A 25,314-nucleotide genomic window follows, 5' to 3' on the forward strand; every position below is an offset into this window, starting at 1 on the left:
TGGACGACGGGGTAGGCGGCCTGCGGGTCGCCCATCAGGTGGCACAGGGCGCGGATGCGGTCGAGCGAGGGCTCGAGCCTGGACTCGGGCCACCGCGCCAGCAGGGCGCCCTCGACCTCGGCGTACGACGGTCTCATTGGTCCCACTATCGCAGGTGGGCCAGGGAGGGCTGGGTCGTGTCACCCATGGCCCTGCTGGGCCCGGCGTCGACGGGAGCGGTGATCACGTCCGCCGGCCCGGTCCTGGCCGGGACGTTCGCGGTCCTGGTGACGGCCCTGACGCTCGACGTCGGCCGTCACCTGTGGTGGCCCAGCAGGCTCGGGCGCGACGACGGACCGCCCGCCGCGGCTGATGCCGACGCCGAGCGCGGGCGCCAGGTGATCACTCCCTAGACTCGGGGGCATGAGCAACGTCCCCGAGAAGCCCGTGCTGGAGGGCCTGGAGGCCACATGGTCCCAGGCCTGGGAGGAGCAGGGCACCTACCGCTTCGACCGGACCAAGACCCGCGACCAGGTGTACTCCATCGACACCCCGCCGCCGACGGTCTCGGGGTCGCTGCACATCGGGCACGTCTTCTCCTACACCCACACCGACGTGATCGCCCGCTACCAGCGGATGACGGGCAAGGAGGTCTTCTACCCGATGGGGTGGGACGACAACGGCCTGCCCACCGAGCGTCGCGTCCAGAACTACTACGGCGTCCGCTGCGACCCCGCCCTGCCCTACGACGAGGGCTTCGTCCCGCCCGAGAAGCCCGACCCGAAGAAGCAGGTGGCGATCAGCCGCCGCAACTTCATCGAGCTGTGCAACGAGCTGGTCGAGCAGGACGAGAAGGTCTTCGAGGCGCTGTGGCGCACCCTCGGCCTCTCGGTCGACTGGACGCAGACCTACACGACCATCGGCGACCACGCGCGCGCCACAAGCCAGCGCGCGTTCCTGCGCAACCTCGCCCGCGGCGAGGCCTACCAGCAGGACGCCCCCACGCTGTGGGACGTCACGTTCCAGACCGCCGTCGCCCAGGCCGAGCTCGAGGCCCGCGACTACCCCGGCGCCTACCATCGGATCGCCTACCACGGCGCCGACGGACCGGTCTTCGTCGAGACCACGCGCCCCGAGCTCGTCCCGGCCTGCGTCGCGCTGATCGCGCACCCCGACGACGAGCGCTACCAGGCCCTGTTCGGCAGCACCGTCCGCTCGCCGCTGTTCGACGTCGAGGTGCCCGTCCTGGCGCACCCGGCCGCCGAGCGCGACAAGGGCGCGGGCATCGCGATGTGCTGCACGTTCGGCGACCTCACCGACGTCCAGTGGTGGCGCGAGCTGCAGCTGGCCAACCGCACCGTCATCGGCCGCGACGGCCGGCTGCTGCGCGACGTCCCCGCCTGGATCACCGGCGAGGCCGGCCGGGCGCTGTACGCCGAGCTCGGCGGCAAGACCGTCTTCTCCGCGCGCGAGGCCGTCGTCGACGCGCTGCGCGCCTCGGGCGACCTCGACGGCGAGCCCAAGGCCACCCAGCGCATGGCGAACTTCTTCGAGAAGGGCGACAAGCCGCTCGAGATCGTCTCGACCCGCCAGTGGTACCTCAAGAACGGCGGGCGCGACCCCGAGCTGCGCGGCCGGCTGGTCGCGCGCGGCAGCGACATCGCGTGGGCGCCGGAGTACATGAAGCACCGGCTGACCAACTGGATCGACGGCCTGAACGGTGACTGGCTCGTCTCGCGCCAGCGGTTCTTCGGCGTCGCGTTCCCGGTCTGGTACCGCCTCGACGCCGACGGCGAGCCCGTCTACGACGACCCGATCCTCCCCGACGAGTCGCAGCTGCCGGTCGACCCGGCGTCCCAGGCGCCCGACGGGTTCGAGGAGTCGCAGCGCGGCGAGCCGGGCGGCTTCGTCGCCGACCCCGACGTCCTCGACACCTGGGCCACCTCGTCGCTGACGCCGCACATCGTCGGCGGCTGGGAGACCGACCCCGACCTGTTCGCGCGCATCTTCCCGATGGACCTCGCCACCCAGGCGCACGACATCATCCGCACCTGGCTGTTCTCGCGTGTCGTCCGCTCGCACCTGGAGAACGGCTGCGCGCCGTGGACGCACGCCATGGTCTCGGGCTTCGTGGTCGACCCCGACCGCAAGAAGATGTCCAAGTCCAAGGGCAACGTCGTCGTCCCCGACGAGATCCTCGACAAGTTCGGCGCCGACGCCGTCCGCTGGCGCGCCGCCCTGGCGCGCCCGGGCGCGGACTCCCCCTTCGACGAGACGCAGATGAAGGTCGGGCGCCGCCTGGCGATGAAGGTGCTCAACGCGAGCCGCTTCGTCCTGGCGACGGACTCCTTCGGCATCGGCGCCGACGTCGGCGACATCGAGGCGTCGCTGGTCACCGAGCCGGTCGACCTGGCGATGCTCGCGCGCCTGCGCGGCGTCGTCACCGAGGCGACCGCCGCGTTCGAGGCCTACGACTACACCACCGCCCTCGAGGTGAGCGAGCGGTTCTTCTGGTCGTTCTGCGACGACTACCTCGAGCTGGTCAAGGAGCGCGCGTACGGCAACCGCAACGAGCCGGCCGCCGTCCAGTCGGCCAAGTCGGCGCTCGCGTCGGCGCTCAGCGTCCAGCTGCGCCTGCTGGCGCCGTTCCTGCCCTACGTGACCGAGGAGGTCTGGTCGTGGTGGCAGGAGGGCTCGGTGCACCGCTCGCGCTGGCCGCACCCCGCCGAGGACCTCGCCACCGCCGACGCCGACCCGTCGGTCCTCGACGTCGCCGCCGAGGCCCTCGCGGGCATCCGCGGCGCGAAGTCGACGGCCAAGGTCAAGATGAAGACCCCCGTCACGGCGGTCCGCGTCAGCGGCCCCCAGGCCCGCCTCGACCTGCTGGCGCTGGCCGTCGGTGACGTCAAGGCCGCGGGTGCGGTCGTCGGTGACGTCGTCCCCACGCCGTCCGACGGCGGACGCGAGCTCGTCGTCGAGGCCGACGTCGAGGCGCCGGAGCCCACGCCGGCCGGGTGATCCCGGCCGGCGCGGCCCGCGCTACTTCTTGACCTTGGCGGTGGTCCTCGCCGAGCCGCCGTTGATCGCGGCGGTGCCCGAGTAGGTCACCGTGAAGGTGTGCGTGCCCTTCTTGAGCTTGGCCAGCGTGACGGTGGCCTTGCCACCGCTGAGCCGCACCCCGCTCTTGACGACCTTGGCGCCGTCCTTGACGGTGACCGTGCCGCCCGGGCTCGCGACGCCCGGCACCGAGACGGTGACCGACACCGTCGCCTTCTTCTTGCCGCCCCTGGCCTTCGCCGAGACCGCGGAGGTGCGCTTGGCGACCACGGCGGACGCGCTGGACGCGCGTGCATCGTCGCGGAAGCCGATGCGGCGTGCGGTGACCACGAACGAGATGCGCTGGCCCGCGTCCACGTCGCCGAGCACGTAGGACGCGCCCGTCCGCCCCGTGGCCTTGCCGCCGCGCAGCCACGCGTAGGTGAACGACAGGCCAGGCGTCCCCCAGGTGCCCGGGGACGCGCTCATCGTGGAGCCGACGCGGGACGTGCCGACGACGGTCGGTGCCGCGCCACGGTTGATCGAGTCCAGCCCGCCCTCGACCAGCGAGCCGATCGCGACCGAGCCCGTGGCACCGACGGTCACCGCCTTGGCCTGCGACTCGCTCTTGACGCTGCCGGGGAACCAGGAGTCCTGGTCGGTGTCGCCCGACACCTTGACGAGGTACTGGCCCGCATTGAGGCCGCGGACGGTGAAGGCGCCAGTGTTGTCGGTGGAGGCCGACCGCGACACCAGGCGTCCGTCGGCGGTGTACGCCTCGACGTAGGAGAACCGGAGCGCGTTGCCGGCCGCGTCCGTGACGCGCCCGGAGATGGACGAGCCGGCGGTCAGAGTCGCGTTCACCCTGGGCGGGACCCCCTGGCCGAGCTCGGGGACCTCCAGCACGGTGGCCGCCGCGAGTCCCGCGGACTCGGCCATGCCGTTCCAGTACTGGGCGGCGAAGCCGCCCGACGCCTCCTCGTCCCGGTTGAAGCTCACCTTGTAGCTGCCGGGGTTGACGCCGGTCACCTCGTACTCGCCGTCGGGGCCGACGTAGCCGAATCCGACCTGCTTGCCGTCCACCGTGAGCAGCTCGACGGTGCTGTCCTCGACGTCGAGACCGGCGGCGGTGCTCACCGTCCCGGTGACGGTCTGGCCGTAGTCCAGGGCGAAGTCCACCACGTGCGCGGGGTCGCCGGCCGTGTAGGTGAAGGGCTCGGCGGCCTCGAAGGTAGTCGCACCGCCCTGGAACTGAGCGGCGTAGCTGTCGTAGTCGTCGTCGTAGGCGTCTACCGAGACCACGTACTCCCCGGACGGGAGGTCGCTGATCGAGTAGGTGCTGCAGTCCGTGTCGCCGTCGTCCTCGTCGCAGTAGGACGAGTCGACGTTCTCGCCGGGGTCGTCGGCGCTGAAGACCTGCACGAACGCGGCGCTGACACCTCCGGCCCCGCTGATCGTGCCGGTGACGCTGGTGGTGGCCGCCTGGGCGGCGGTGCCGAAGGTGGGCGCAAGACCGAACGCCAGGAGGGCGCTGGTGGTGGCGGCGACCAGGGTCGCGCGAGTGCGTCGCATCGTGGGTGTCTCCCCGAGAGTGGGCGGCTTCCCCCTGTGGGAGCCGTCACAGCGGATGGTGGCAGGAGACATCCGCCGTCGGGGCCGGTTTGGCCGAACCGAGACCCAGGCTAGACCCGGCGGAAGAAGTCCAGCCGGCTCGAGAGCGCGTCGCCCATCGCGACGGCGGTCGTCACCTGGCCGGCGACGTCGGGCAGGTCGTCGAGGGCGAGGCAGAGCGCGGACTCGCCGAGCATGCGCGCGGTCTCGGTGTAGCCGGGGTCGCCGCCGGAGACCTCGGTGGTGACGGTCTCGCCGCCGCCCTCGGCGACGAAGCGGACCTTGAACCAGGACCGGTCGCGCTTGGCCTGGCTGGGACCCTCGCCCTGCGAGCGCACCTTGAGCAGCAGGTCGCGGCCCGGGGGCAGCTGGCTGACGGCGAGCACGGCGCCCGCTCCTGCGGCCGACGCCGCCATCATGGGCAGCCCGCCGAACAGGGCGTAGTGGCCGTAGGAGAAGTCGGGCCCGTACGCGGGCAGGGCGCGCGCCGAGCGTCGCACGATCACCGGGTCGATGGTGGGCAGCGGGAGCGCCCACCCCTGGCCACCCGGGCCGCGCTCGGGACGCGCCGGCAGCGCGCGCACCCGTCGTCCCGGTGCCCGCCCCTCGGTCTTGCGGCGCTCGGCGGCGACGCGCCCGGACTGGCGCACGCGGGAGAACGCCCGGACCGCGGAGTGGTAGGTGCCGCCGGAGAAGTCGGCGTTCGCCGTGACGAAGCCGCGGACAGTGAGGGGCACGTCGTCGGGCAGGAGCGCGACGGTCTGCTGGACGCCGAGGTCGTGCGGCACCGAGTCGAACCCGCACGCGTGCACCAGCCTGGCGCCGGTCTGCTCGGCGCGGCGGTGGTGCGCGAGCCACGTCCGGTCGACGAACTCGGGCTCGCCGGTCAGGTCGCAGTACGCCGTGCCGGCGTGCGCGCAGGCGGCCACCGCGGGCTCGCCGTGCTCGACGTACGGGCCGACCGTGGTGGCCAGGACCCGCGTGCTCTCGGCGAGGGCGCGCACCTGGCGGGTGTCGGTGATGTCGGCGACCTCGATCTGCGGCACCGCTCCCCCGGCGTCCGCGACGCGCTGGGCCACCGCCTCCAGCTTGGCGCGGCTGCGCCCGGCCACGGCCCACGTCGCTCCGTCCGGGACGTGGGCGCCCAGGTAGTCGGCGGTCAGGCCACCGGTGAACCCGGTCGCTCCCAGCAGGACGATGTCGTGGGCCATGGCCAGGACCCTAGGACCAGCTAGCTCGGCGGGCTCGGCGGGGTGCCCCCACCGGCCGGCGGCGCACCGCCGCCAGAGGGCTCGGTGCTGGTGTCGACCGGCACGGTGAGCGTCGCGCGGTAGCCCGCGGACGTGCTGCCGGTCATCGCGGCCATCTGGTGGGCGCCGGAGTCGTCGCCGAAGACGTTGTCGCGCGCCAGCGACACGTCCGCCAGGTTCGAGACCGACCCCTCGTACCCGTCGGTCGCGTAGACCTCGGTGAGCGTCTTCTTGGGGAACGCGAGCTGGGAGGTGGCGATGGCGTTGGTGGAGTCGTCGATCGAGTCGGCGTCGGGGTAGACCTCGACGTGCACGTGCGGCCAGCGTCCGGCGTAGCAGGCCGGAAAGATGCTGGTGAAGGAGACCTTGCCGTCGGCGTCGGCCACCTGCACGCCGCGCAGGTAGTTCTGGTCGGCGATGCTGTCGGAGTACATCGAGTACTCGCCGTCGCGGTCGCAGTGCCACGCGTAGACGGCCACGCCCGCGAACGGAGCTCCGTCGTTCGCCATGTCGAGGACGGTGAGCTCGAGGTCGAGGCCGACGCCCTCGGCGGTGCCGGACGCGTCGCCGAAGCTGCTGCGGATGTCACGGCGCACGATCCCGGACTCCTCGAGCACGTCCGGCCCGTTGGACCCGTCGCCCGGGTAGGGCCCCGCGGTCTCGTCGGGGATCTCGGTCAGTCCCGACCCGGACGAGGCGGATGCGGACGCCGTCGGCGAGGACGAGCCGGACGACGAGCCGCCACAGGCCGCCAGGGCCAGCGACCCGGCACCGGCTCCGGCCAGGCCGAGGACCCGGCGCCGGCTCAGCAGGGTGGTGACGTCGAACGCGAGGCCCTGGTCCTCGACGTCCTCGGCGGGGCGGGGAAGGGCACGGCCCTCGAATGATCTGCGCATGCCCTAATCGTGGGCCGCCCCGGTGGGAGACGGCCCCGAACGACCTGGGAGGTCGCTGTGAGGGCTACGAGGCCTTCTTGGCCGCCTCGTGCGAGATCAGCGTGGGGCTGACGTTGTCGCGAACCGTCTCACCGGTGACGACCACCTTGGCGACGTCGTCGCGCGAGGGCACCTCGTACATGACGTTGAGGAGCACCTCCTCGATGATCGCGCGCAGGCCGCGGGCACCGGTGCCGCGCAGCATGGCGAGGTCGGCCATCGCCTCGACCGCGTCGGTGGTGAACTCGAGCTCGACGTCGTCGATCTCGAACAGCTTGCCGTACTGCTTGGTCAGCGCGTTCCGAGGCGTGGTGAGGATCGCGACCAGCGCCTCCTTGTCGAGGTTGTCGACCGTCGCGATGACGGGCAGACGACCCACGAACTCGGGGATCAGGCCGAACTTCAGGAGGTCCTCGGGCATGACCTGGCTGAAGATCTTGTCGCGCATCGTGTGCCGGTCGGTGACCGACTTCTCGACGTTGAAGCCGAGCTTCATCTTGCCCGCGCGACCCTCGATGATCTCCTCGAGACCGGCGAACGCGCCGCCGACGACGAACAGGATGTTCGTGGTGTCGATCTGGATGAACTCCTGGTGCGGGTGCTTGCGACCGCCCTGCGGGGGCACCGAGGCGGTCGTGCCCTCGAGGATCTTGAGCAGCGCCTGCTGCACGCCCTCGCCGGAGACGTCGCGCGTGATCGACGGGTTCTCGCTCTTGCGGGCGATCTTGTCGACCTCGTCGATGTAGATGATGCCCGTCTCGGCCTTCTTGACGTCGTAGTCGGCGGCCTGGATCAGCTTGAGCAGGATGTTCTCGACGTCCTCGCCGACGTAGCCCGCCTCGGTGAGCGCGGTGGCGTCGGCGATGGCGAACGGCACGTTGAGCATGCGTGCCAGCGTCTGGGCGAGGTAGGTCTTGCCGCAGCCCGTGGGGCCCACCATCAGGATGTTGGACTTGGCGAGCTCGACGGCGTCGTCCTTGTGACGGCCCGACGCGGCGCCGGCCTGCACCCGCTTGTAGTGGTTGTAGACCGCGACGGCGAGCGAGCGCTTGGCGGAGTCCTGGCCGATCACGTACTCGTTGAGGAACTCGAAGATCTCGCGCGGCTTGGGCAGCTCGTCGAGGCTGACCTCCGCACCCTCGGAGAGCTCGTCCTCGATGATCTCGTTGCAGAGGTCGATGCACTCGTCGCAGATGTACACGCCGGGTCCGGCGATCAACTTCTTGACCTGCTTCTGGCTCTTCCCGCAGAAAGAACACTTGAGCAGGTCGCCGCCGTCTCCGATGCGTGCCACTGTGGCTCACCTTCTCCTCTGCCCCCGCGGACGCGGGTGGCGATGCTGCTGCGTGCTGTGCCGACGGTACCCCGAGTGGGGCTCACACGTGTGGGACTCGCCACGTGTGAGCCCACCGGTCTCTCAGGCTGCGGGGACCTTCAGCGTCTCCAGGACCTGGTCGACCAGGCCGTACTCGACGGCCTGCTCGGCGGTGAGGATCTTGTCGCGCTCGACGTCGCGGCTGACCTCCTCGGGCGACTTGCCCGAGGCGTCCGCGATCATCTTCTCGAGCAGCCCGCGCATGCGCAGGATCTCGTTGGCCTGGATCTCCAGGTCGGAGATCTGGCCGCCGGTGCCCTCGGTGTAGGGCTGGTGGATCAGGATGCGGCTGTTGGGCAGCGCGAGGCGCTTGCCGGGCGAGCCGGCCGCGAGCAGCACGGCCGCGGCGGACGCCGCCTGGCCGAGGCAGACGGTCTGCACGTCGGGCTTGAGGTAGCGCATCGTGTCGTAGATCGCCGTGAGCGCGGTGAACGAGCCGCCCGGGCTGTTGATGTAGATGCTGATGTCGCGGTCGGGGTCCATCGACTGCAGGCAGAGCAACTGGGCCATGACGGCGTTGGCGACCTCGTCGGAGATCGGCGTGCCGAGGAAGATGATGCGGTCCTCGAACAGCTTGGCGTAGGGGTCGATGCGGCGGACGCCGTACGACGTGCGCTCCTCCCACTGCGGGATGTAGTAGTTCATGTTCGGCGCGGTGCGCTGGTGCAGCGGCGTGAAGTCGTTCATCTGGTCTCCTGTGGCGACGGCGCGGATGTCGAGCGGCGAGGCGGTCATGCGTCGCCCGGCCCGCTGGTGATCTCGGCGCCGACGTCGCCGCGGGTGATGACCTGGTCGATCAGGCCGTAGCCGACGGCGGCCTCGGCGGTGAACCAGCGGTCGCGGTCGGAGTCGAGCTCGATCTGCTCGATCGTCTGACCGGTGTGGAGCGACTGCAGCTCGTTGAGGCGCTTCTTCAGCAGCAGGCTCTGCTCGGCCTGGATCTTGATGTCCGAGGCGGAGCCGCCGATGCCGCCCGAGGGCTGGTGCATCATGATGCGCGCGTTGGGCAGTGCGTACCGCTTGCCCGGGGTGCCGGCGGCGAGCAGGAACTGGCCCATCGAGGCCGCCAGGCCCATGCCGACGGTGGCGATGTCGTTGGAGATCAGCTGCATGGTGTCGTAGATCGCCATGCCGGAGTCGACCGAGCCGCCGGGGCTGTTGATGTAGAGCCGGATGTCGGCCTTGGGGTCCTCGGCGTTCAGCAGCAGCATCTGCGCGCAGATCGCGTTGGAGTTCTGGTCGCGCACCTCCGAGCCGAGGAACACGATCCGCTCCCGGAGGAGACGCTGGTAGATGTGGTCGTCGAGGCCGGCGGGGGCACCCTCTCCGGCCATCCGCGGGTGGGACTGCGAGTTCGTCGGGGTCACGGGTTCGACCCTAGCGGGGGTGAGGGACGAAGCCACACGACACCCACCCGTGTTCGCTACGGGCGTGCGGACGCGGGCGACGTCGGGGGGCGGCTCCGTCCGTCACTCCAGCACCACTCCCCACGGGAAACCGTCGAGACCATGGAAAGTTCTCCCAGTGTCGGACGGTTTCCCAGGTGGACCTGGGAAACCTGCGACTGGTGGGACGGACGGGGGTCAGGCCGCGTGCGGGAGGGCGGAGGCCTCGACCTCGGCCTTGACGCGCTCCAGGGTGCGTCGCATGCCGCGCTCGAGGTCGACCTCGAAGCGGTCGGTGCCGCCGGGGAAGCGGTCGGTGAGCAGGTGCGACAGGCGGGTGATGCCGTGGGGCGCCTCGCGGCGCTCGGTGACGCGGGTGCCCGTGACGGTGGGCTCGAGCTCGTACGTCCACACGGTGCCGTTGAGCGGGATGCGGAACGCGATCGCGCGCTGCGGCTCGTACCGGACGACCCTGGCCGTGGTGGGCCACACGAGCAGGCCCTGGCGGTTCACGTTGACCGCCCGCGCACCGCGGCGGACGTCGCCGAGGACGAACATCCGGCGGCACTGCGGGCTCCACTCCCCCATGCGCCGCAGGTCGGACACGACCTGCCAGACGTCACGGGGCTCGGCCTGGACCTCGACGCTGACCTCGATCGGGTGGCTGGGGTGGCTCACTGCGGTCCTCCGGGGGTGGTGGGCGTGGCGGGCAGGGCGGCGACGGCGCGTGGACGGAGCCAGGCGACGAGCCAGTCCCCGACCTGCGGGTGGTCGAGCAGGGCGAAGTGCCCGGCGGCGCCGACGTGAGACGTGGTGGCGTGCGCCACCACGGGCTCGCCCCTCCGCGGCCGGCCGTGCGCCGACGACACGTCGACGAGCAGGTCGCCGAGCAGCAGGCTCAGCGGGTGCCAGGTGGAGCCGCCCAGGGTGCCGGCGACGAAGTGGTAGTCGGCGTGGGCCAGCGGGGCGACGGCGCGGCGGTCGAGGCCCCACTTGGCGGTGAGGTCCTGACCGTCCCACTCGTCGCGGGTGACGTAGCCGTGGCGGAGGTCGACGATGCCGGGCGAACGGGTGGTGAGGATGCGGGCGAAGGGCGCGGACTCGGGCACCAGGCCGAGCGCCTGGCCGCCGAGGTGGGCGACCTTCTCCAGGTTGGCGCCGAGGTGGGGCGTGCCGAGGCAGACGACCTGGCGCACCAGACCGGGCCACGCGCGCCCCTGTGCGAGCGCGTGGTGGGTGGCGGCGCGCGCCACCAGACCGCCCATCGAGTGCCCGACGAGGTCGACGCGGGAGACCCTGACGGGCCACGCGTCGATGACGTCGTCGACGAGCTGGGCCAGCTCGGCGCCGTTGTCGGAGACGTGGAGCCCGGAGTTGTACCGCAGCATGAGCGGCGTGGCGCCGACCTCGTCCGCGATCCGGTCGGGGTAGCCGCCGCGGGCGTCGTGGGTCTCGCGCGACCAGGACTCGTCGCTCTCCACCAGGCCGTGCAGGAAGACCACCAGGTGGTCGCTCGCGTGTGGGAACGCCTCCGCGAGCGCCCGCGCGGTGGGCGGGACGTCCGCGTCGCGGTGCCGGACGGCCATGGTGATCGCGGACGGGTCGCCGGCGTCGTGCAGCTCGGCGCCGATCAGGCCGTTGGTGATGGCGCGCAGGCGACGGCCGCCGGGGCCCTCCTCGATGGGGGCGCCCACCCCGCGCACGGCCATGCCCCGCAGCGCGCCGCCGGCCCCTCGCAGGGCCGACGACAGGCCGGAGTAGACGGCGTCGCTGACCGTGTCGTGCACGGCCTGCGGCACCCGCCCGCCGAGGAACCTCAGCGGGGCGAAGATGCGACCGGCGACGGCACGGTGGACGTCGCGGGTGGTGCCGAGGAGCACGCGGTCGCCGTACTCGAGCGCGAGCGCGGCCGCGTGCGTGGTGCGCGGGACCTCGGTGGCAGCGACGGTGGACACCCTCACATACTGCCGGTATCCGCCGTCGCTGGCCAGGAGATGTGCGTCAGGCCTCGTCGTCCTCGGTGCTCTCGTCGGCCTCGTCGGCCTCGTCGGCGTACGAGCCGTCGGCCTGCAGGCGCTTCAGCTCGACGGTGTTGCCCGACGCGTCCTTGACGGTGGCCGACTCGACGACCGACGCGAGCGCCTTGCCACGGACGACCTCGGAGACCAGCTGCGGCACGTGGTTGTGCTCCATCGCGTGCTGCGCGTACTCCTGCGGGTCCTGCCCGGACTGCTGGGCGCGACGCAGGATGTGCTGGGTGAGCTCGGACTCCTCGAGGCCGATCTCGTCGCGCGAGGCGACCTCGTCGAGGACGAACTGGGCGAGCAGCGAGTCGCGGACGCGCTTCTCCAGGTCGGCGTCGAACTCGTCGACGGTCTGCTCCTCGGTGTCGAGGTACTGCTCCATCGTCATGCCGGCGTAGGCGAGCTGCTGGGTGATCTGGTCGCGGCGGGCGTTGAGCTCCTCGGAGAGGAGCGCGTCGGGCACCGGGACGTCGATCTTCTCGAGGACGGCCTCGAGCACGGCGTCGCGGGCGGCGTTGGCCTGCTCCATGCGCTTGCCGCGGGTGACGCGCTCGGTGACGTCGGCCCGCAGCTCCTCGACGGTGTCGAACTCCGAGGCGGTCTGCGCGAACTCCTCGTCGAGCTCGGGCAGCTCCTGCTCCTTGACCGTGGTGACGGTGACGTCGACCTCGACCTCGTCGCCGGCGAGCTCGCCGCCGACCAGTGTGGTGGAGAAGGTGGCCGACTCGCCGGCGGACAGGCCGATGATCGCGTCGTCGAGACCGTCGAGCATCACCTGCTTGCCGATCTGGTAGGTCATGCCCTCGGCCTGCGCGGCGTCGATCTTCTCGCCGTCCTTGGAGGCCGACAGGTCGATGGTGACGATGTCGCCGTCGGCGGCGGCGCGCTCGACGTCCTTCAGGGAGGCGAAGCGCTCGCGCAGGGCCTCGATCTGCTCGTCGACGTCCTCGTCGCTGACGGTGGCGTCCTCGACCTCGACCTCGATCTCGGAGAAGTCGGGGAGGTCGATGTCGGGACGGACGTCGAGCTCGGCGCTGAACTCCAGGAGCTCACCGTCCTCGAGCCGGGTGATGTCGATCTCGGGCTGGCCCAGCGGCTGGAGCTCCTGCTCCTGCACGGCCTGGCTGTACAGACCGGGGAGGGCGTCGTTGATGGCCTGGTCGAGGACCGCGGGACGGCCGATGCGCTGGTCGACGATGCGCGCGGGGACCTTGCCCTTGCGGAAGCCGGGCACCTGGATCTGCGACCCGATGGTCTTGTAGGCCGCGTCGAGGCTCGGCTTGAGCTCCTCGAAGGGCACCTCGATGGTGAGCTTGACCCTCGTGGGGCTCAACGTCTCGTGGGCGCTCTTCACGTGGATGCTTCTCCTAGGTAGGCGTTCGGTTGCAGAGGCTGCGTGCTGGTGCGGACGGCACGAGCGGTCGGGATGACAGGATTTGAACCTGCGACCCTCCGCTCCCAAAGCGGATGCGCTACCAAGCTGCGCCACATCCCGCGGTGCACCTCCCGGTCGTGACCGGGCGTCCGATCGAGTCTAGGGGACGACGGGGGTCCCGCGTGAATCGGCTCCTCGCCCCGTCATCATGGGCGAGGTGACCGTCCTGGCCCTCGCCGACCTCGCCGCCCGGCTGGCGTCCGCCGAGCCGCGCGCGGGCGCGACCCGCGTCGTCGCCGTGGACGGTCCGAGCGGGTCGGGCAAGACGACGCTCGCGCGCCGCCTGCGACGGTCGCTCGGCTGCCGGTCGGTCCACATGGACGCGCTCTACCCCGGGTGGGACGGCCTCGCCGAGGCGCCGGGCCTGCTCGTCGACCAGGTGCTCCGCCCGCTCGCCGAGGGACGGCCGGCGTCCTTCCGCCGGTGGCACTGGGGCGAGGGGCGCTGGGCCGAGGCGCACGAGGTGCGGCCCGCCCCCGTCCTGCTCGTGGAGGGCGTGGGCAGTGGCGCGCTCGTGTGCGAGCCGTACCTGTCGTCGCTGGTGTGGGTGGAGGCCGGACGCGACGAGCGCCGCCGCCGCGGCCTGGAGCGCGACGGCGAGACCTACCGCCCGCACTGGGAGCGGTGGGAGGCCCAGGAGCTGACGATGTTCGCCGCCGACGCCACCCGGCGACGGGCCGACGTCCGGGTGGACGGCGACCCCCTCGCCGAGCACGACCCCGCGACGGAGGTCGTGCTGCTCGCCTAGCGTGCGGGCATGCGCGAGATCGTCGAGCAGTTCGTCAGCACCCTCGAGGCACGCGACTGGGACGCCTGGTCGTCACTGCTGCACCCCGACGTCGTCTACGAGGCGCCCCAGACCCACGAGCGGGTCGCCGGGCGCGAGGCCTACCTCCGCGTCAACCGGGAGTGGGCCGGAGACTGGCACCTGACGCTGCGACGGGCGCACGCGGACCAGGACGGCGGCGTCGCGTGGATCGACGCGACGCTGGACGGCGAGCCCATGACCGGGGTCGTCTGGCTGTCCTTCGACGCCGACCGGCTCGTCACGAGCGTCACCGACTTCTGGCCCGAGGACTACCCGGCTCCGCCGGAGCGGGCGCACCTCGTCGACGGCGCGTGAGGGCGGTCGTCAGTCGACGGGACGCAGCGGGTGGATCGCGGGCGGCTCGGCGAGGTGACCGTCGGCAGCCGCGAGCGCGTCCTGCACGTGCGAGGTCTGCAGGTGGGTGCCGAGGTCGGACTCGGCCGACCACTCCTCCACGGTGACGAACGTGCCGGGGGCGGCGGTGGACTCCGACAGCGTGTACGCCAGGCAGCCCTCCTCGGCGCGGGTGGGCTCCACGAGGGACTGCAGCGCGGTGCGGACCTCGTCCGCCGACCCGGGCTTGGCGGTGATCACGGCGACGACCTGGATGCTCATGCCCAGAACGTACGCCCAGGTGGATCGGTGCGCGCGTCGCATGGCAGGATGGACGCGCTGCGCAGGCCTCACGGCAGCATGCGGGTGTAGCTCAATGGTAGAGCCTCAGTCTTCCAAACTGATCACGCGAGTTCGATTCTCGTCACCCGCTCCCCTTCGAATTGCGAGCGACCTCCCCGGCCGATAGACCGGTGTTCGACGGCACCGGTCCGGTGCCGCGAACGGCGACTGACGTCGCCACGACCACACGGAGGAAGCATGAGCGAGTCCACACCCGAGGGTCCGGCCGACGGCGGCGCCGAGGGCACGCCCGGCGTGCAGGACGGTGGCGCCGACGGCGGCGCCGAGGGCCCCGCTGACGGCGGTGCCGAGGGCACGCCCGGCGTCCAGGACGGTGGCGCCGACGGCGGCGCCGAGGGCCCCGCTGACGGCGGCGCCGACGGCACGCCCGGCGTCCAGGACGGCGGCGCCGACGGCGGCGCCGCGTGACGCAGCAGCACCTCGTCGGAGCGCCCGGGCACACGCCCGGGCGCTCCGCGCTGCGGCGCCTCGTCGCGTGCGACCCCGAGACGTTCGCCGCCCGGCACTGGGGGCGTGAGCCCCTGCTCTCGCGCGCCGGCGAGCTGCCCGGCGGCTTCGACGACCTCTTCTCCGAGGCCGCGGTCGACGAGCTGGTCTCGACCCGCGGCCTGCGCACCCCGTTCCTGCGCGTCGCCAAGGAGGGCACCACCCTCGGCGACCGCGCGTTCACCGCGCCCGGCGGCGTCGGCGCCGGCATCGCCGACCAGGTGAGCGACGACAAGCTCGCCGCCCTGTTCGCCGACGGCGCGACCCTCGTCCTGCAGGCGCTTCACCGCACCTGGCCCGCGCTCGTCGACCTCGCGTCCGAGCTGGCCACCGAGCTGGCGCACCCCGTCCAGGTCAACGCCTACGTCACCCCGCCGCAGAACCGCGGGTTCGACGACCACTACGACGTGCACGACGTGTTCGTGCTCCAGGTCGCCGGCGAGAAGCGCTGGCGCATCCACGAGCCCGTGCACCCCGCGCCGCTGCGCGACCAGCCCTGGACGGAGCGACGCGAGGCGGTCGCCGAGGAGGCCGCACGCCCGCCGTGGCTCGAGGCGACCCTGCAGCCCGGTGACTGCCTGTACCTCCCGCGCGGCTACCTGCACGCGGCCACCGCGCTCGGCGGCGTCAGCACCCACCTCACCGTCGGCGTGCACACCTGGACGCGTCAGCACCTGGCCGAGAAGGTCGTCGCCGAGCTGCTCGCCGCCACGGCCGACGACGTCGACGTCCGCGGCTCGCTCGGGCTCGGGGTCTCCCCCGACGACGCCCCCGCCACCGCCGACGACCTCGCGCTCGTCGTCGAGCGCCTCTCCGCCGCCCTCGGACGGATCGACCCCGCGTCGGTCGCGTCGCGGATGGCGGCACCGGTCCGCGCCGCCGGTCGGGCCGAGCCGCTCGGTCCGCTGACCCGTCTCGCGGCCACGTCCGGGCTCGACGACGCCGACGCGCTCCGCCTGCGCCAGCACCTCGTGGCCACCCTCGACGACGACGGCCCCGGACGCTACGTGCTGCGCTCGCGCGCGGGCGACCTCGTGCTCGACGGCGGCGAGGCGGCGCGGGTCGCCGAGCTGCTCGCCGCCGGCGCCGGCACGGTGGCCGACCTCGGTCCCGGTCTCGCGCACCGGCTGGTCGTCGCGGGCGTCGTGGTCCGTGACGGACGCTGACTGCGCCTCGCGCTGCTCCGACACCGCGCGCGAGCGGCTCGACCCCCTGGCCGGCACCGCCCACGGCTACGACCGCTGGCTGATGTTCGAGCACGGTGGCGCGTGGGAGTACGACGCGTTCGGCGGCCTGCCGATGGGTGACGAGGCGCGTCACGACGTGGTGGAGGCGATCCGCTCGACGCGCACCCGGCTGCTCGCGATCCGTCGCCCCGGCCGCATCGATCCCGGTGCCCGGCCTCGCTGGTGCCTGGCCGACCGTCGCACCGGCTCGACCCTCTGGGGCCCGTGGGAGTCCGACGCCGACCTCGCGCTCGCCGCCGAGGCCGTCCGCTCGGTCTCCCCCGACGACCTCTCGACCACCGCGCACCCGATGCTCCTGGTGTGCGCCCACGGCCGGCACGACACCTGCTGCGCGGTGCGCGGACGCCCGGTGGCTGCGGCCCTGGCCGAGCGCTGGCCCGACCACACCTGGGAGTGCTCGCACGTCGGCGGCGACCGGTTCGCCCCCAACGTGCTGCTCGTCCCCGACGGCACCACCTACGGCGGGCTCGACCCCCACGTCGCGACCGACGTCGTCGCCGAGCACCTCGCCGGTCGGGTGTCGCCCGACCACCTGCGCGGGGTGAGCGGCCAGCCGCCGATCGTCCAGGCCGTGACGGTGGCGGCGCACGAGCAGCTGGGTCCCGCCGGCCCGGGCGACGTCGTCGGCCACACCATCACCACGACCGGCGAGCACCGGTGGACCGTCCGGCTGCACTGCACCGGGGCGCTCCCGGCCGGGGTCGAGGCCGACGTCGTCGGCACGCGTCGCGAGGCGGCCCACCTCACCTGCGTGGCCCCCGCGGCGACCCGTGCCTGGGAGTGGTCGGTGGGCCCGCTCCGGGTTCACACGAACGTCACGGGAGCGTGACTGGCGGGACAGAAGTGGTCCGTAACGTTCTGGTTGTCGAGTCCTCCACTCGGCGTCAGAAACGAGGGGGGTGGGGTCGCCGAGACGGTGAGAACCAGCGGAGCACATGGGTCGGCGTTCCCCGTGCTCCGCGTGTGGCACAAGGGTGTGGCCACGGTCCACGGCGATCCCACCACCTTCAGCACCCGCTCGGTGCGCTGATCACGCATCGGTGGTCACCGAGCCCACGACGTGGCGTCCGGACGATCCTGGCAACAGGTTCCTCCAGGCGCCACGTTCGTGCGTGCGGTCCCCGTCAGCCGCGGTGGAGCACCGCGACGCCGCGGTCGTCGCCGTCGGAGCCGGCGGCGTCGAGCAGGGTGCGCGCCGGGTCGGCGAACCCGCCGAGCACCATGCGGTCGGCCTGGCCCAGCAGCTTGTCGATGCCCAGCTCGTAGTCGCGGTCGGGCGTCTCGACCATGCCGTCGGTGTAGGTGACGATCGCGTCGCCGTGGCGCAGGCGTCCGCGCACGTCCACGAACTCGGGCGAGGGCACCAGGCCCAGCGCGGGTCCGGCGGACTCGTGGACGGTCCAGCGTCCCGATCCCGCGTGCCACTGCAGCGCGGGCGGGTGGCCCGCGGTGCGGACGACGAAGGCACCCGTGGGCAGGTCGATCTCGAGGTGCACGGCCGTCGCGAAGCCCTCCAGCCAGCGCTGCCGCATGACGTAGGCGTTGGCCGCGCGCAGGAAGCGCTCGGGCTCGACCGCGCCGAGCAGGCCGCCGAACGCGCCCGACAGCTGGAGCGCGCGCGTGCCCGCGTCGACGCCCTTGCCCGACACGTCGACGAGGACGACCTCGAGCCGCTGCCGCTCGTCGTCGAGGGTCGCGACGAGGAAGTCCCCGGCGAAGTCGGCGGCGTCGGCCGAGCGGACGTCCCACGACAGCCGCCAGCCCCTCGGCAGCTCGGGGAGGACGGCTCCGCCGAGGATCCGGTCGCGCAGGTCGTTGAGCGTGTCCTCGCCCAGGGCCGACGGCAGACCTGAGCGCCGACGGCTGACCTCGAACAGCGCGATGGCCGAGTAGATCGCCATGACGACGACGGCGCTGGTCCGCACCGTCGTCACGCCGATGGAGCCGAGCACCAGCGTGACGCCGATCGCGACGGTGACCAGCAGCGCCACGAAGCCCGTCATCCGCAGCAGCAGCGTGCCCAGCAGGATCGGGACCAGGAACGTGGTGAGCGGCACCAGGTTGTAGTCGGTGAGCCCGCCGATCGTGATGAAGATGGCCAGCACGCAGAGCGCGGTGCCCGCCGTCCGCTGGCCGTCGCTCGTGCCCAGCCGTGCGCGGAACAGCCGCTGCCGGATGCGGGTGGTCAGGGGCACGCCGTCGAGCAGCGAGCGCGTGCCGGCGGGGCGGACGCGCCGGGGCGAGGTCTCGACCTCAGGCCGCCTCGACACCGTTGCCTCCTGGTTGGGGTGGTCCCACGTGGACGCCTGCTACGTGACTCTAGTGGTGGTGCGTGGCACCCGTCTGCGAGTTCGCCGTTGACAGGTGGGGCACCAGAACAGGTTGCGTCCGGCCATCTCCTCGGTGCGGACGGGCGTGCCGCACACGAAGCACGGCTCGCCCTGGCGGCGGTAGACCCACACCCGCCCGGGAGGCTGCTCGGGCAGCGCCAGGGCCCGCTCCATCGACGCGGGGCGGGACGCGGTGTCGATGCAGTCGATCCGGCCGGTGCGCACGCCCTCGTGCATCATCACGACGAGGTCGTCCCACATGTCCTGCCACTCCGCGCGGTGCAGCAGCCGGCCTTCCATGAACGGGTCGATGCCGCGCCGGAACAGCACCTCGGCGCGGTAGACGTTGCCGATGCCCGCGACGACCTTCTGGTCCATCAGCATGCCGCCGATGGGCGCCCGGGAGCGGCGGATCCGGTCCCACGCCTGGTCGGGCACGGACTCCTCGCGCAGCGGGTCGGGCCCCAGGCGGTCGACGAGCGCGCCGACCTCGTCGGGGCCCATCAGCGCGCAGGCCGTGGCGCCCCGGAGGTCGAAGTAGGTGCGGTCGTCCTCCAGGCGCCAGCGCAGCGCGCCCCGGATCTCGCGCTCGTCGTCGTGCGCGAAGCGGGTGCGGCCGAACAGGCCCAGGTGCACGTGCACCTCGTCGGCGAGGCCCTCGAACCGGACGAAGACGTGCTTGCCCCAGGCGTCGGCGTGCTCGAGCACGCGTCCGTCGATCGCCGCGGCACCGACGTCGAAGCGGCCCTGCGGGCTCGACGAACGCGTGACGTGGCCGGCGAACTCCTTGCTGATCCGCCGGGCGAGCCGGTGGATCGTGTGACCCTCAGGCACCTGGGCGGGTCTGCTCGTACGCGGCGAGGAGGTCGATGCGGCGCTGGTGGCGCTCGGCCCCGCTGAAGGGCGTCCCGACGAAGCGGTCGACGATCGCGGTGGCCTCGTCCTCGGTGTGCATCCGGGCGCCGACGGCGACCACGTTGGCGTCGTTGTGCTGACGTCCGAGCTCGGCGGTCTCCAGCGACCAGGCCAGCGCGGCGCGGACGCCGACCACCTTGTTGGCGGCGATCTGCTCGCCGTTGCCCGATCCGCCGATCACGACGCCCAGCGAGCCGGGGTCGGCCACGACGGCCTCGCCCGCCGCGGTGCAGAACGGCACGTAGTCGTCCTCGGCGTCGAGCACGTGGGCGCCGTGGTCGACGACCTCGTGGCCCGCGGCCGTCAGGTGCTGGACGAGATGGGCCTTGAGGTCGAAACCGGCGTGGTCTGAGCCGACGTGGACGCGCATGCGCCCAGTCTCCCAGGAGCGGCCGTCAGTCGAAGATCGGGTCGCGGTCGCGGGTGCGCTTGAGCTCGAAGAACCCGTCGACGCCGGCGACCAGGTTGACGCCGTCCCACAGGCGACCGGCCGCGTCGCCCTTGGGCGCCGGTGTGACGACCGGGCCGAAGAAGGCGACGCCCTCGACGTGGATGACCGGGGTGCCGACGTCCATGCCGACGGGGTCCATGCCCTCGTGGTGCGACGCCTTCAGCTCGTCGTCGAGCTCGTCGCTGTGCGCGGCCTGCGCGAGCTCGGCCGGCAGGCCGACCTCCTCGAGCGCGCCGGCGATGGCGGCGTCCCAGTCCTCCTGCTTCTCCAGGTGGATGCGGTTGCCGAGCGCGGTGTAGAGGTCGCGCAGCACCTCGTTGCCGTGGGCCTTCTCCGCGGCGATGCACACACGCACCGGGCCCCAGGCCTTCTTCATCATCTCGACGTACTCCTCGGGGAGCTCACGGCCGTCGTTGAGGACGGCCAGGCTCATCACGTGGAAGACCGTCTCGACGTCGCGGACCTTCTCCACCTCGAGCATCCAGCGCGACGTCATCCAGGCCCAGGGGCAGATGGGGTCGAACCAGAAGTCGGCGGTCTTGGTCTCGGCGGCGGTGGCAGTCATGGGGCTCCTCAGGTGGACGGGCGGCAGGCACCAGGGTCCAACACCGGCTGGCCCTCGCGCATTTCGTGGACGAGCGACGCGACGACCGCCTCGAGGTGGCCGTCGTGACGCGCGGCGACCGCGCGCTGGCGCTGGTAGGACGCGCCGCGGTCGATGATCGTGCGGACGCCGGCGAGGTCGTCGACGCAGTCGAGCCGCTCGGCGATCGGGGCGAGCTCGTCCAGCATCCGCAGCAGGTCGGTGGTGACGAGGTCCTCGTGCCCGGTGTCGTCGAGGATGAGGATCGCGTCCATGCCGTAGCGCGCGGCGCGCCACTTGTTCTCCTGCGCGAACCATGGCGGCAGCACGGGCAGGGTCTCCCCCGCGTCGAGCCGGTCGGAGAAGTGCTCGACCAGGCAGTGCGTCAGGGCCGCGAGGGCGCGCACCTCGGCGAGCGTGGGCAGCCCGTCGCAGATGCGCATCTCGAGCGTGCCGAACTTGGGCGACGGACGCAGGTCCCAGCGGATCTCGTCGAAGCCGTCGATCACGCCGGTGTGCATCATGTCGGCGACGTAGTGCTCGAGCTCGTCCCAGCGCTCGAACTGGAACGGCAGGCCCGCGGTGGGCAGCTGCTGGAACATCAGGGCGCGGTTGGACGCGTACCCGGTCTCCTTGCCGCCCCAGAAGGGCGACGACGCCGACAGGCACTGGAAGTGCCCGAAGCAGGTGAGCATGGCCCGCATCAGCGGGAGCACCTTGCTGCGGTCCTCGATGCCGACGTGCACGTGCACGCCGTAGATCAGCATCTGCCGCCCCCACCACTGGGTGCGGTCGATCAGGGTGGCGTAGCGCTGCTTGTCGGTGACCTTCTGCTGGGCCCAGCGGGCGAACGGGTGGGTGCCGGCGCACATCAGCTCGACGCGCAGCGGGTCGGTGACGACGCGGATCTCCTCGATCGCGCGCTCGAGGTCGGCGGCGGCCTCGGCCACGGTGCTCGCGACGCCGGACACGATCTCCACGGTGTTGACCAGGAGCTCCTGGCGGATGTGGGGGTGCTCGACGCCGGGCGCGGGCTCGACGGCGTCGAGGACGGTCTGGGCGACCTGTCGCAGGTCGCCGGAGTCGCTGTCGACGAGCGCGAGCTCCCACTCGATCCCGATCGACGACCGCGCGGACTCGGCGAACGGGATCTCCATGGGGTCCATCCTCCACGATCCCCGTCGTCGCACCGTGACACCATGGCCTCCATGCCTGGAACGAACCTCACCCGCGAGGAGGCGCGCACCCGCGCCGCCCTGGTGACCGCCACCTCGTACGACGTCGCGCTCGACCTCACCCACTCCGAGACGCACTTCTGGTCCACCACGACCCTGAGGTTCACCAGCACCGAGACCGGTGCCTCCACCTTCGTCGACCTCGTCGACGCGCAGGACCCGCAGATCACGCTCAACGGCGAGCCCGTCGACGCCGCCACCGCCTACGCCGACAGCCGCATCGCGCTGTCCGGCCTGCAGGCCGAGAACGAGCTGGTGGTCTCCACCGCGCTGCCGTTCTCGCACGCCGGCGAGGGCCTGCACCGCTTCGTCGACCCGGTCGACGGCCGCGTCTACCTCTACACGCAGTTCGAGGTGGCCGACGCGCGTCGGGTCTTCGCCGACTTCGAGCAGCCCGACCTCAAGTCGGTCTTCACCTTCCACGTCACCGCCCCGGCCGGCTGGCAGGTGGTGTCGAACTCCGCCACGCCCGAGCCCGAGGCCGCCGGCGACGGCGTCGCCACCTGGCACTTCGCGCCCACGCTGACGATGTCCACGTACATCGCGGCGATCATCGCGGGCGAGTACGACACCGTCCGCGACACCTACACCGGCGCGTTCGACGACATCCCGCTCGGCATCCTGGTGCGCCGCTCGCTGGCCGAGCACCTGGACGCCGACGAGATCTTCGAGATCACCAAGCAGGGCTTCGGGTTCTTCGAGGACGTCTTCGAGATGGGCTACCCGTTCGGCAAGTACGACCAGGCGTTCGTCCCGGAGTACAACATGGGCGCGATGGAGAACGCCGGCGCCGTGACGCTGCGCGACGAGTACGTCTTCCGCAGCCGCCAGACCAGCTCGTCGTACTCCAGCCGCGCCAACACGATCCTGCACGAGATGGCGCACATGTGGTTCGGCGACCTCGTGACCATGCGCTGGTGGGACGACCTGTGGCTGAACGAGTCGTTCGCCGAGTGGGCGGCGTCCTTCGCCCAGGCCAAGGCCACCAAGTACCCCGAGGCGTGGACGTCGTTCACCAACTCGCGCAAGAACTGGGCCTATCGCCAGGACCAGCTGTCGTCCACGCACCCCATCGCGGCCGACAACTTCGACCTGCACGCCGTCGAGTCCAACTTCGACGGCATCACCTACGCCAAGGGCGCCTCCACGCTCAAGCAGCTGGTGGCCTGGGTCGGCGAGGACGACTTCCTGGCCGGGCTCCGCGCCTACTTCTCGCGCCACGCGTTCGGCAACACCGACCTCGGCGACCTGCTCGTCGAGCTCGAGAAGGCCTCCGGCCGCGACCTGCAGGCCTGGACGCAGGAGTGGCTGCGCACGTCCGGCGTCAACACGATGCGCGCCCGCTTCGCGACCGACGACGACGGCGTCTTCACCTCGTTCGTGATCGAGCAGGAGGCCGCCGAGGCGTTCCCCACGCTGCGCCGCCACCGCATCGCCGTCGGGCTGTACGAGCGCACGGCCGACGGCCTGGTGCGTCGCGAGCGCGTCGAGACCGACGTCGAGGGCGCCTCCACCGAGGTCGCCGAGCTGGTCGGTCTGCGCCGCCCCGACCTCGTGCTGCTCAACGACGACGACCTCGCGTACGCCAAGATCCGCCTGGACGAGCGCTCGCTGTCCACGCTCACCGAGTCGATCTCCGAGCTGCCCGACTCCCTGGCCCGCGCCCTGTGCTGGGGCGCCGCGTGGGACATGACGCGCGACGCCGAGATGACCGCGCGCGACTACGTCACGCTCGTGCTGGCCGGCGTCGGCACCGAGACCGACCTCACCGCGGTCGGCTCGCTGCTGGCCCAGGCCCGGACCGCCGTGTCGCTCTACTCGGCCCCCGAGCACCGCGACGAGCTGGCGGCGCGCTGGGAGACCGGGCTGCGCGGCCTGCTCGACTCGGCCCAGGCCGGCAGCGACCACCAGCTGGCGCTGCTCCGCTCGTACGCGGCGTCGGCCCGCAGCGCCGACGCCACCGGCTTCGTCGCCGACGTCCTCGCCGGGCGCACCGAGGTGCCGGGCGTCAGCCTCGACGCCGACCTCCGCTGGACCCTCGTCACCGCGCTGGCCCGTGCCGGTGTCGCCGACGACGCCGCCATCGACGACGAGCTGCGCCTCGACGACACCATCTCCGGGCGCGAGCACGCTGCGGCGGCGCGCGCGATCCGTCCCACCGCCGAGGCCAAGGCCGACGCGTGGGAGGCCGTCGTCGGCGACGGCGAGCCGCTGCCCAACGAGACCGAGCGCAGCATCGCGCTGGCGTTCCAGGTGTCGGGCCAGGGCGACGTGCTGGAGCCCTACGTCGACAGGTTCCTCGAGGTCGCCCCGGCGGTCTTCGCCCGCAAGGGCGTCTGGCGCGCGTCGGTCGTGCTGCTCAACATGTTCCCGCGGGCCAACCCGACCCGCGAGATCCTGGCCAAGGTCGACGCCCGCCTCGCCGACGAGTCCGTCGACGCAGGCACGCGCCGCTACCTCGGCGAGGGCCGCGACGACCTCGTCCGCGCGCTCGCGGCGCAGGAGTTCGACGCGTCGCGCTGACGTCGTGAGCCCCGCCACAGCCACGGCCGTGGCGGGGCGCGAGGTGGCACGCTGGAGGCGTCCGGGGACTCCCACCGAGGAGCCGCGAGAAGCACGAAGGAGAACGCCATGACCTCCAGCACGCCCGAGGAGCCCGCGCCGTACGGCGGCGCCGCCCCCGTCGAGACCGCGGCACCCCGCAAGCGGGTCCGCACCCACACGCTCCAGCAGATGAAGGAGCGCGGAGAGCACTGGTCGATGCTCACCGCCTACGACCAGTACGCCGCCCAGGTGTTCGACGAGGCGGGCATCCCCGTCCTGCTCGTCGGGGACTCGGCGTCCAACAACGTGTTCGGCAACGAGACCTCGCTGCCCGTCACCGTCGACGAGCTGATCCCGCTCGCCCGTGCCGTCGTCCGCTCGGCGAGGTACGCGCTCGTGGTCGCCGACCTGCCGTTCGGCAGCTACCAGGGCTCGCCGCAGCAGGCGTACGAGACCGCGGTGCGGTTCATGAAGGAGGCCGAGGCGCACGCCGTCAAGCTCGAGGGCGGTGCCGAGATGGCCCCGCAGGTGGAGCTGCTGACCCGCGGCGGCGTCCCCGTCATGGCGCACATCGGCTTCACCCCGCAGTCCGAGCACACCCTCGGCGGCTACCGGGTGCAGGGGCGCGGCGACGCCGCCGAGCGCACCCTCGCCGACGCCGAGGCGCTGCAGGAGGCGGGCGCGTTCGCCGTCGTCATGGAGATGGTGCCCGCCGACGTCGCGGCCGAGGTGACCAAGCGGCTGCGCATCCCCACGGTGGGCATCGGCGCGGGGCCGTCCACCGACGGCCAGGTGCTCGTGTGGCAGGACATGATGGGCCTGCGCACCGGCCGGATGCCGCGGTTCGTCAAGCAGTACGCCGACCTGCGCGGCGTCATGCTCGAGGCGGCACGCGCCTACGACCGCGACGTTCGTGAGGGCGTCTTCCCGGCGCCCGAGCACAGCTTCGAGTCGTAGCGGCCCTCAGCGCGCCCGGCCGTCGACGGTGG

General features: G+C 72.3%; 24 protein-coding genes and 2 tRNA genes. 10 read left to right on the top strand and 16 right to left on the bottom strand.

Translation table 11 applies throughout. The features are described from left to right. Positions 1–176: 176 nt before the first annotated feature. Entirely contained in the window at positions 177–392 is a 216-nt protein-coding gene (locus tag ACI6PP_RS17995) for a hypothetical protein (protein ID WP_421113001.1), read from the top strand. 10 nt (positions 393–402) lie between these two features. Next, complete coding sequence (gene valS, locus ACI6PP_RS18000) at positions 403–2,997, top strand: valine--tRNA ligase (RefSeq protein ID WP_421113002.1); 2,595 nt, start codon at positions 403–405, stop codon at positions 2,995–2,997. Positions 2,998–3,018: 21 nt separating this feature from the next. On the opposite strand, the gene ACI6PP_RS18005 is transcribed toward valS, so the two are convergent. The 10 genes from ACI6PP_RS18005 to ACI6PP_RS18050 all read right to left on the bottom strand — a co-directional run bounded on the left by ACI6PP_RS18005 (position 3,019) and on the right by ACI6PP_RS18050 (position 13,090). Further along, positions 3,019–4,587, bottom strand: a complete 1,569-nt coding sequence (locus ACI6PP_RS18005) for a carboxypeptidase regulatory-like domain-containing protein (protein WP_421113003.1) — start codon at positions 4,585–4,587, stop codon at positions 3,019–3,021. Positions 4,588–4,697: 110 nt separating this feature from the next. Continuing rightward, positions 4,698–5,837 (bottom strand): saccharopine dehydrogenase family protein, encoded by a 1,140-nt coding sequence (locus ACI6PP_RS18010; RefSeq protein WP_421113004.1) that lies wholly within the window; start codon positions 5,835–5,837, stop codon positions 4,698–4,700. 20 nt (positions 5,838–5,857) lie between these two features. Continuing rightward, complete coding sequence (locus ACI6PP_RS18015) at positions 5,858–6,772, bottom strand: intradiol ring-cleavage dioxygenase (protein ID WP_421113005.1); 915 nt, start codon at positions 6,770–6,772, stop codon at positions 5,858–5,860. Positions 6,773–6,836: 64 nt separating this feature from the next. Further along, positions 6,837–8,105 (bottom strand): ATP-dependent Clp protease ATP-binding subunit ClpX, encoded by a 1,269-nt coding sequence (gene clpX / locus ACI6PP_RS18020; RefSeq protein WP_421113006.1) that lies wholly within the window; start codon positions 8,103–8,105, stop codon positions 6,837–6,839. A gap of 123 nt (positions 8,106–8,228) precedes the next feature. Next, positions 8,229–8,873 (bottom strand): ATP-dependent Clp protease proteolytic subunit, encoded by a 645-nt coding sequence (locus ACI6PP_RS18025; protein WP_421113023.1) that lies wholly within the window; start codon positions 8,871–8,873, stop codon positions 8,229–8,231. A 44-nt stretch (positions 8,874–8,917) separates the two neighbouring features. Next, a complete protein-coding gene (locus ACI6PP_RS18030; RefSeq protein ID WP_421113024.1) occupies positions 8,918–9,520 on the bottom strand; it encodes an ATP-dependent Clp protease proteolytic subunit in 603 nt (200 codons plus the stop codon). A 249-nt stretch (positions 9,521–9,769) separates the two neighbouring features. Next, positions 9,770–10,249 (bottom strand): SRPBCC family protein, encoded by a 480-nt coding sequence (locus ACI6PP_RS18035; RefSeq protein ID WP_421113007.1) that lies wholly within the window; start codon positions 10,247–10,249, stop codon positions 9,770–9,772. Further along, complete coding sequence (locus ACI6PP_RS18040) at positions 10,246–11,526, bottom strand: lipase family alpha/beta hydrolase (RefSeq protein WP_421113008.1); 1,281 nt, start codon at positions 11,524–11,526, stop codon at positions 10,246–10,248. The genes ACI6PP_RS18035 and ACI6PP_RS18040 overlap by 4 nt, the downstream gene beginning before the upstream one ends. 46 nt (positions 11,527–11,572) lie before the next feature. Beyond that, complete coding sequence (gene tig, locus ACI6PP_RS18045) at positions 11,573–12,949, bottom strand: trigger factor (protein ID WP_421113009.1); 1,377 nt, start codon at positions 12,947–12,949, stop codon at positions 11,573–11,575. Between the two features lie 67 nt (positions 12,950–13,016). Further along, positions 13,017–13,090, bottom strand: a tRNA-Pro gene (locus ACI6PP_RS18050). 97 nt (positions 13,091–13,187) lie between these two features. On the opposite strand from ACI6PP_RS18050, the gene ACI6PP_RS18055 reads away from it, so the two are divergent. Further along, positions 13,188–13,778, top strand: a complete 591-nt coding sequence (locus tag ACI6PP_RS18055; RefSeq protein ID WP_421113010.1) for an AAA family ATPase — start codon at positions 13,188–13,190, stop codon at positions 13,776–13,778. Positions 13,779–13,787: 9 nt separating this feature from the next. After that, the gene (locus tag ACI6PP_RS18060) at positions 13,788–14,153 is read left to right on the top strand and encodes a nuclear transport factor 2 family protein (RefSeq protein ID WP_421113011.1); all 366 of its coding nucleotides are present in this window, start codon (positions 13,788–13,790) and stop codon (positions 14,151–14,153) included. A gap of 9 nt (positions 14,154–14,162) precedes the next feature. Here the strand turns inward: ACI6PP_RS18060 and ACI6PP_RS18065 are convergent, their stop codons facing one another. Continuing rightward, the gene (locus ACI6PP_RS18065) at positions 14,163–14,453 is read right to left on the bottom strand and encodes a putative quinol monooxygenase (RefSeq protein ID WP_421113012.1); all 291 of its coding nucleotides are present in this window, start codon (positions 14,451–14,453) and stop codon (positions 14,163–14,165) included. 80 nt (positions 14,454–14,533) lie between these two features. Between ACI6PP_RS18065 and ACI6PP_RS18070 the strand changes: the two genes are divergently transcribed. From ACI6PP_RS18070 to ACI6PP_RS18085, 4 genes are all read left to right on the top strand, one after another. Then, positions 14,534–14,604, top strand: a tRNA-Gly gene (locus ACI6PP_RS18070). Between the two features lie 107 nt (positions 14,605–14,711). Next, positions 14,712–14,942 (top strand): hypothetical protein, encoded by a 231-nt coding sequence (locus tag ACI6PP_RS18075; protein ID WP_421113013.1) that lies wholly within the window; start codon positions 14,712–14,714, stop codon positions 14,940–14,942. After that, entirely contained in the window at positions 14,939–16,186 is a 1,248-nt protein-coding gene (locus tag ACI6PP_RS18080; protein WP_421113014.1) for a cupin domain-containing protein, read from the top strand. Before ACI6PP_RS18075 ends, ACI6PP_RS18080 begins: the two co-directional genes overlap by 4 nt. After that, positions 16,173–17,096 carry a sucrase ferredoxin gene (locus ACI6PP_RS18085; RefSeq protein ID WP_421113015.1) on the top strand — a complete coding sequence of 308 codons (924 nt, stop codon included), beginning with the start codon at positions 16,173–16,175 and terminating at the stop codon, positions 17,094–17,096. Before ACI6PP_RS18080 ends, ACI6PP_RS18085 begins: the two co-directional genes overlap by 14 nt. A gap of 295 nt (positions 17,097–17,391) precedes the next feature. Here ACI6PP_RS18085 and ACI6PP_RS18090 read toward each other — a convergent pair whose 3' ends face one another. From ACI6PP_RS18090 to ACI6PP_RS18110, 5 genes are read right to left on the bottom strand one after another with little or no spacing between them, the layout of a single operon-like run. Beyond that, positions 17,392–18,537 carry a SpoIIE family protein phosphatase gene (locus ACI6PP_RS18090; protein WP_421113016.1) on the bottom strand — a complete coding sequence of 382 codons (1,146 nt, stop codon included), beginning with the start codon at positions 18,535–18,537 and terminating at the stop codon, positions 17,392–17,394. A gap of 39 nt (positions 18,538–18,576) precedes the next feature. After that, positions 18,577–19,431, bottom strand: coding sequence for an Fpg/Nei family DNA glycosylase (locus ACI6PP_RS18095; protein WP_421113017.1), 855 nt, complete (start codon positions 19,429–19,431; stop codon positions 18,577–18,579). After that, positions 19,424–19,882: a ribose-5-phosphate isomerase gene (locus tag ACI6PP_RS18100; RefSeq protein WP_421113018.1), complete on the bottom strand. Its 459-nt coding sequence runs from the start codon at positions 19,880–19,882 to the stop codon at positions 19,424–19,426. The genes ACI6PP_RS18095 and ACI6PP_RS18100 overlap by 8 nt, the downstream gene beginning before the upstream one ends. 25 nt (positions 19,883–19,907) lie before the next feature. Beyond that, positions 19,908–20,528: a mycothiol-dependent nitroreductase Rv2466c family protein gene (locus ACI6PP_RS18105; RefSeq protein WP_421113019.1), complete on the bottom strand. Its 621-nt coding sequence runs from the start codon at positions 20,526–20,528 to the stop codon at positions 19,908–19,910. A gap of 8 nt (positions 20,529–20,536) precedes the next feature. Then, complete coding sequence (locus tag ACI6PP_RS18110; protein ID WP_421113020.1) at positions 20,537–21,703, bottom strand: glutamate--cysteine ligase; 1,167 nt, start codon at positions 21,701–21,703, stop codon at positions 20,537–20,539. A 51-nt stretch (positions 21,704–21,754) separates the two neighbouring features. On the opposite strand from ACI6PP_RS18110, the gene pepN reads away from it, so the two are divergent. Beyond that, on the top strand, positions 21,755–24,304 hold the full coding sequence (pepN, locus tag ACI6PP_RS18115) for an aminopeptidase N (RefSeq protein WP_421113021.1): 2,550 nt from the start codon (positions 21,755–21,757) through the stop codon (positions 24,302–24,304). A gap of 108 nt (positions 24,305–24,412) precedes the next feature. Then, positions 24,413–25,282: a 3-methyl-2-oxobutanoate hydroxymethyltransferase gene (panB, locus tag ACI6PP_RS18120; RefSeq protein WP_421113022.1), complete on the top strand. Its 870-nt coding sequence runs from the start codon at positions 24,413–24,415 to the stop codon at positions 25,280–25,282. Positions 25,283–25,314: the final 32 nt, after the last annotated feature.

Origin of the sequence: Solicola agrisoli (genome assembly GCF_049059935.1) — a bacterium.
In the GTDB taxonomy this organism is placed as follows: Bacteria; Actinomycetota; Actinomycetes; order Propionibacteriales; family Nocardioidaceae; genus JAURVT01.

Excerpts from the sequence above, each read along its gene's own strand:
- valS (WP_421113002.1), top strand. The coding sequence starts at position 403 with ATGAGCAACGTCCCCGAGAAGCCCGTGCTGGAGGGCCTGGAGGCCACA.
- ACI6PP_RS18005 (WP_421113003.1), bottom strand. The coding sequence starts at position 4,587 with ATGCGACGCACTCGCGCGACCCTGGTCGCCGCCACCACCAGCGCCCTC.
- ACI6PP_RS18010 (WP_421113004.1), bottom strand. The coding sequence starts at position 5,837 with ATGGCCCACGACATCGTCCTGCTGGGAGCGACCGGGTTCACCGGTGGC.
- ACI6PP_RS18015 (WP_421113005.1), bottom strand. The coding sequence starts at position 6,772 with ATGCGCAGATCATTCGAGGGCCGTGCCCTTCCCCGCCCCGCCGAGGAC.
- ACI6PP_RS18025 (WP_421113023.1), bottom strand. The coding sequence starts at position 8,873 with ATGAACGACTTCACGCCGCTGCACCAGCGCACCGCGCCGAACATGAAC.
- ACI6PP_RS18030 (WP_421113024.1), bottom strand. The coding sequence starts at position 9,520 with ATGGCCGGAGAGGGTGCCCCCGCCGGCCTCGACGACCACATCTACCAG.
- ACI6PP_RS18060 (WP_421113011.1), top strand. The coding sequence starts at position 13,788 with ATGCGCGAGATCGTCGAGCAGTTCGTCAGCACCCTCGAGGCACGCGAC.
- ACI6PP_RS18065 (WP_421113012.1), bottom strand. The coding sequence starts at position 14,453 with ATGAGCATCCAGGTCGTCGCCGTGATCACCGCCAAGCCCGGGTCGGCG.
- ACI6PP_RS18075 (WP_421113013.1), top strand. The coding sequence starts at position 14,712 with ATGAGCGAGTCCACACCCGAGGGTCCGGCCGACGGCGGCGCCGAGGGC.
- ACI6PP_RS18100 (WP_421113018.1), bottom strand. The coding sequence starts at position 19,882 with ATGCGCGTCCACGTCGGCTCAGACCACGCCGGTTTCGACCTCAAGGCC.
- ACI6PP_RS18105 (WP_421113019.1), bottom strand. The coding sequence starts at position 20,528 with ATGACTGCCACCGCCGCCGAGACCAAGACCGCCGACTTCTGGTTCGAC.
- ACI6PP_RS18110 (WP_421113020.1), bottom strand. The coding sequence starts at position 21,703 with ATGGAGATCCCGTTCGCCGAGTCCGCGCGGTCGTCGATCGGGATCGAG.
- pepN (WP_421113021.1), top strand. The coding sequence starts at position 21,755 with ATGCCTGGAACGAACCTCACCCGCGAGGAGGCGCGCACCCGCGCCGCC.
- panB (WP_421113022.1), top strand. The coding sequence starts at position 24,413 with ATGACCTCCAGCACGCCCGAGGAGCCCGCGCCGTACGGCGGCGCCGCC.